The organism is Emticicia sp. (assembly GCF_043780375.1).
In the GTDB taxonomy this organism is placed as follows: Bacteria; Bacteroidota; Bacteroidia; order Cytophagales; family Spirosomataceae; genus Emticicia.
The window spans coordinates 1-5,237 of record NZ_JAYWCU010000141.1 but is presented as its reverse complement, the minus strand read 5'-3'; the positions used below and the strand labels follow the sequence as shown (position 1 = coordinate 5,237).

Here is a 5,237-nt window from a genome sequence, read left to right as displayed (position 1 = left end):
TTATAGTTATGTGTTTATTTTAGATTCAAGAAGTAGGTTAGTAATGATAGACTACTAAACCTACTTCTTGGTTTTCTCAATTTAGATTATTATTGCATTCGAGTAATAATAATATTTGCAGAAACAGCTCGTGTTCCGCCCGCACCAGGATTTATGGTAAGAGCAACTGGATTGCCGCTTGGGTTCACAACGGTTAGAACAGAATTTGGCAATAGCGTAGTAATGTATGTATGACCAATAATTTGACTTGTTCCTGTTGCCCGTCCAACTACGCTTGTTGCAATGTCAGTACCATTCAATTGTAAAATAAGTTGTCCTGCTTCGGCAATGCTGACCTGCCAATCGACCATATATATTCCAACAGCAGGGATGTTAAACTGACTTGCATTTATGCGAGTAATAATGCCGTTTGTTGGTCCATTCTGTGGAAATTCAATTGGTGAACCTGCTGCAATCGTAGCTGTATTATCGCCTGGCATAAGTGCATAAAATTCTGCAAATGTTGTGATACTGCCTAAAAGATTCCATTTTGTACCTGTCCAGTAATGAAAACCAGGCGAAACATTGTTGGGCGGTATGCCAACAGTCGCAGTATTATACACAAGTAGTGAGGTAGCGGGCGAGACAACAGTAGATATATCTGTGATAGATGTTAAACTTACACGGGGTATTAAAACACCTTTATTGTTTGAAGCTACATCAAGCATTGCGGAGGGATTATTTTGGGCAAACAAAGCTCCACTAAAACTAAAAATAATTAGACAAATGATTATACCAACGAAAGGAGAGTTCTTTCTGAACTTACACAATGGGTTGATAGTTAGTGACTCACATTTCGATCGAGTTGCTGCAGTTGTAATGATTGATTTTTGCATTAGTAAATAAAGTTTTCATGTTAAAAAAAATGTGTAAAATTCAGTTTTTGATGTTTTGAATAATTATTTCGGCATTGAAAAACTTTGATAAGAATTCCATTTTAAGTGGAATATGAATATTTCACAGTCAAAATAATTATTTCTAATACAAAGTTGAATGAATAAATATCGTGACGCATTACAAAATTCTTATAATAAGTTACAACATTCACACATAATCATTCAAAATAAAAAATAGTAAAATAAATAGCTTGAAATTTATTGATTGAGTGGTATCAAAAAGTTTTACAATGTAGAACAGAGCAATATTAATGGAATTGCATGAGAGCCAACTATTAGGAAATAGTGGTTATTGAAGTTTAAATGATACGTTTTTAGATTCTTATAAAAAGGTTTTTATTGAACATCCAACGAAGAATGAGCCAGTAGATTAGAAGCATCAGTCCACCATGAATGAGATATTGATAAGGTGTACCAAAAATAGTGGAATAGTTTTCGCCCAAATGAATTTTGAGAGATTTTGAAATATAAGCACCCAAAGCATCCGCTATGAAATAGGCAGCAATAGAATTCATGCCAATCACTTTCAGACAATAAGTCCAGTTACTTTTTTGCTCCACATCAACCATCCAATAGAAAAAAGCTAAGAGTAAAAAGCACCATCCTCCACTGAAAAGCACCCAAGTGGGAGTCCAGATTCTTTTAACATTTGGACAAATGCCCAACCAGTTTAAAATTAGTCCAATAGCAAGTCCTGAAATCCCTAAAATGATAAATATTTTTAGTTTTTTTCTCGGAATAGTAACAGATTTCAAAACATTACCAGCCAAAAGCCCCAAAATCATTGTACCAAGTGTTGGAATAAAACTCAGTGTAGCGTAGCCGCCACCGTTGAAAAGGAAAGGTTTTTCTCTTGGAAAAAGATTCAAGAACCAACGGTCAAACGCCCAAGCGAGATTGGTGTTTTTATTCCAATGTGCCGCAAATCCAGTCAGATTATGCTCCCAATCTTTAATAACACCAGCATTGGAGTAATCAAAATTAATGTTGGGTAATGGATAAAGTGCAAATGCTAACCAATAGCCAATTAAAATGATAATAAGTGCAGCTATTTGTATCTTTTGAGAACGAAAACCAAGCAAAAGTAAGAAAGGATAGCCTAAACCAATTTGTGAGAGTGTATCTTCAAAAGTAAAATAAGTTTGAGTTTTGTATTGCGAACGAAGAAAAACGCCTAATATAATCAATATCAACGACCGTTTAATTGCATGAACAAACACTTTGCTGAAACTACTTTCTTGGGTCAAACGACTGGCTATAGAGTAGGGGAGAACTACCCCGACCAAAAACGAAAATGACGGTTGAATTAAATCGTGGAGCGAGCAACCTATCCACTCGACATGGTCTTGGTGAAAGGCTAAAAATGACCAAAAGGTGCTTTCGGGCAAAGCTTCTGATACTTTATTAAATCTCAGCACTTCGCCCATCATGAGGAGCATCACGAAGCCACGATAAACGTCGGCCGAAGTAAGTCGATTAGGCAGGGCAGGCATAGAATTAGGGTTTATGCCTTAAAGATAGTGATTTTTTATTATTTGAAAATAAAAAAGACGTATTGAAATGCGTCTCTTGGTGGTAACAAACGAGGAATTGAAGTTTATTGTACCAACTGATATCCATTTCAATGTGTATCTACAATCTGACAATTATACGGCCGATTTGTTTGCCCTTCAATATTTTTTTGATTTCTTTTGGAAGACCTTTTAGTGTAATTGTTTTTGAAATGCTTTGTAATTCGTTGGGCTTCCAGTTTTTGGCGAGGTTTTTCCAAAGTTTTTTTCGCCACTCTAAATCACATTCTGACGAATCAATACCAAACATCGAAACACCACGTAAAATAAACGGAAACACACTTGTAGGCACTTCGGGCGAATTTACCAAACCACAAATGGCCACAACGCCGTTGTATTGCATTGATTTCAAGATAGTTGCCAGTATATTACCACCAACGGTATCGACACAGCCTGCATAAATACCTTTCAATAATGGTCGGTTTGATTTATCATCAACTTCTTCTCTCGAAATGACCTCTTTTGCACCAATTTTCATTAAAAACTCTTTGCCTTCGGGTTTGCCAGTTACTCCTACTACGTAAAAACCTAATTTTGCTAAAATCATTACAGCCATTGTGCCTACGCCACCTGTTGCACCCGTTACGATTACTTTTCCTTTTTCGGATTTAAGTCCGTTTTGAAGGAGCTTATCTATGCACAAAGCTGCGGTTAAGCCAGCAGTGCCGAAAATCATACTTTCTTTGAGTTTTAGTCCACGGGGTAATTTTATAACCCATTTGGCGGGTACACGAATAAACTGCCCGAAGCCTCCCGAAGTATTCATGCCGAGGTCAAAACCTGTTACCAATACTTTATCACCTTTCTGAAAATCGGATGAAATACTTTCTTCGACTATGCCAGCTGCATCAATGCCCGGTGTGTGAGGATAGTTGCGAGTTACGCCCCGATTACCCATTGAGGACAGTGCATCTTTATAATTGAGTGAAGAATATTGAACTTTGATGAGAACCTCGCCCGCTGGTAAATCTTCAATGTTTCGCTCAACAATTGCTTGCGAAAATGTTTTATCTTCGTTTTCGGTAATATAGAATGCTTGAAATGTTGACATGAATAGATGATTTTAGATTTGCTTTACTCGTAGAAATACACCAAAAATATAGATTTAGATAAAAACAACATTTGCTACAAACCACGTTTTGCATTCTTCTAACTCGGATTGCCCAGAGTCAATTTTGATGATGAAAGCGGTTAGTAACGAATCATTGACTTTTTGATCTAAATCAAATCCGTTTATATTTAAAAACATGAGAGCTGCTGCCAAACCAGTTCGTTTGTTGCCATCAGTAAAAATATGGTTACAGATAATGTTGTAACAATAAACAGCAGCTTTATCATGAATAGCTGGATAGAGAGACACTCCAAACATTTCTGCTTGGACAGCATCAACTAAATAATCTAAATTTTCTTCATGCAGGAAATTATAAGGAGGCATAAAGTTTCCACCATGTTCTTCAATCGTGGCATGATTAAGCCTAACAATTTGTTGTTTGTTTAAATATTTCATCAAGCTAATGCTTTGAAAGTTGCTTCAAAGCGAGTAAAGTTCTTTTGAAGTAAATACTCAAATTCATTGTCTAATGAGCTTGTTTGTTCATTAAGAATCTCTTTCAATATATTTTTGAAAGTTTCTGGTTCCTCGCTTATTAACTCCCGAAGAGCCTCCTTTATCACTTTTTTATCCAAAACTGCTGTCATAATTGTAATGTTTTTTTACAAACTTAACGATTTTCTGTGATAAAATATTTTTAGCTTCAAAGTTTTAATGACATTAAAAACGAGTTTTTTTGTTAAAAAAGCAAGTCTTATTGAAATATATTGAAGGAACAAAAGATTAATATTAATCAAAAAATCGCTTTTGCTTTACTAACTATTTGGTGGGGAGCATTTACGTTTTACATAGGTGAAGGTTTTGGAAAGTCATACCGAAATGGATTTTATCACACAAGAATTTACAAACTATCTCAATTACCTTAGTTTGTCTCTTTTTTTTTATACTACTTTTGCTTTTTGGTCTGAAAAAAGGCTTTTTCGATTAAGTATTTTATAAGTGATTTTGCAAATCTGACTTGAATCCAGTAAACAAAAGAAGGTCTCAAGATTACTCCTGAGACCTTCTTAATATTGAATTTGGCTGATATTACATCATACCACCCATTCCGCCACCACCATGTGAGTGACCCATGTCTGGACCTTTTTCTTCTGGAATGTCAGAAACAACAGCTTCTGTTGTAAGTAACATACCTGCAATAGATGCAGCATTTTCCAAAGCCAAACGAGTTACTTTCGTAGGGTCAATGATACCTGCTGCCAACATATTTTCAAATTTGCCTTCACGAGCGTTATAACCGTAATCGTCTTTTCCGTTTTTCACTTCCTGCACAATTACTGAACCTTCGCCACCAGCATTTGCTACGATACAACGTAATGGAGATTCGATTGCCGAACGGATGATTGCAATACCTGTAGTTTCGTCGCCATTTGCACCTTCCAAGTCTACCAAAGCTGCTTGAGCACGAATCAATGCTACGCCACCACCTGCTACAACACCTTCTTCAACGGCAGCACGAGTTGCGTGAAGTGCATCATCAACACGGTCTTTTTTCTCTTTCATTTCAACCTCAGTTGCAGCACCGATATAGATAATCGCTACCCCACCTGACAATTTTGCCAAACGCTCTTGCAATTTCTCACGGTCATAGTCAGAAGTGGTTGCTTCCATCTGCGACTT

6 protein-coding genes are annotated in these 5,237 nt (G+C 36.4%); all 6 read right to left on the bottom strand.

The window, feature by feature from the left end; genetic code table 11:
• Positions 1 to 89: 89 nt before the first annotated feature.
• The gene (locus ACH2CJ_RS11165) at positions 90 to 875 is read right to left on the bottom strand and encodes a hypothetical protein (protein WP_394992884.1); all 786 of its coding nucleotides are present in this window, start codon (positions 873 to 875) and stop codon (positions 90 to 92) included.
• 374 nt (positions 876 to 1,249) lie between these two features.
• On the bottom strand, positions 1,250 to 2,428 hold the full coding sequence (locus ACH2CJ_RS11160) for an acyltransferase family protein (protein WP_394992883.1): 1,179 nt from the start codon (positions 2,426 to 2,428) through the stop codon (positions 1,250 to 1,252).
• A 139-nt stretch (positions 2,429 to 2,567) separates the two neighbouring features.
• Positions 2,568 to 3,557: a YhdH/YhfP family quinone oxidoreductase gene (locus ACH2CJ_RS11155; RefSeq protein WP_394992882.1), complete on the bottom strand. Its 990-nt coding sequence runs from the start codon at positions 3,555 to 3,557 to the stop codon at positions 2,568 to 2,570.
• Positions 3,558 to 3,611: 54 nt separating this feature from the next.
• The gene (locus tag ACH2CJ_RS11150) at positions 3,612 to 4,013 is read right to left on the bottom strand and encodes a type II toxin-antitoxin system death-on-curing family toxin (RefSeq protein ID WP_394992881.1); all 402 of its coding nucleotides are present in this window, start codon (positions 4,011 to 4,013) and stop codon (positions 3,612 to 3,614) included.
• Positions 4,013 to 4,204 (bottom strand): hypothetical protein, encoded by a 192-nt coding sequence (locus ACH2CJ_RS11145; protein WP_394992880.1) that lies wholly within the window; start codon positions 4,202 to 4,204, stop codon positions 4,013 to 4,015. The genes ACH2CJ_RS11150 and ACH2CJ_RS11145 overlap by 1 nt, the downstream gene beginning before the upstream one ends.
• 442 nt (positions 4,205 to 4,646) lie before the next feature.
• Positions 4,647 to 5,237: TCP-1/cpn60 chaperonin family protein (locus ACH2CJ_RS11140; protein ID WP_394992879.1), on the bottom strand; the 591-nt coding region annotated here is incomplete at its 5' end.

Bases quoted from the DNA above. Each gene is read 5' to 3' on its own strand.
- ACH2CJ_RS11165 (WP_394992884.1), bottom strand. From the start codon at position 875: ATGCAAAAATCAATCATTACAACTGCAGCAACTCGATCGAAATGTGAG.
- ACH2CJ_RS11150 (WP_394992881.1), bottom strand. From the start codon at position 4,013: ATGAAATATTTAAACAAACAACAAATTGTTAGGCTTAATCATGCCACG.
- ACH2CJ_RS11145 (WP_394992880.1), bottom strand. From the start codon at position 4,204: ATGACAGCAGTTTTGGATAAAAAAGTGATAAAGGAGGCTCTTCGGGAG.
- ACH2CJ_RS11160 (WP_394992883.1), bottom strand. From the start codon at position 2,428: ATGCCTGCCCTGCCTAATCGACTTACTTCGGCCGACGTTTATCGTGGC.
- ACH2CJ_RS11155 (WP_394992882.1), bottom strand. From the start codon at position 3,557: ATGTCAACATTTCAAGCATTCTATATTACCGAAAACGAAGATAAAACA.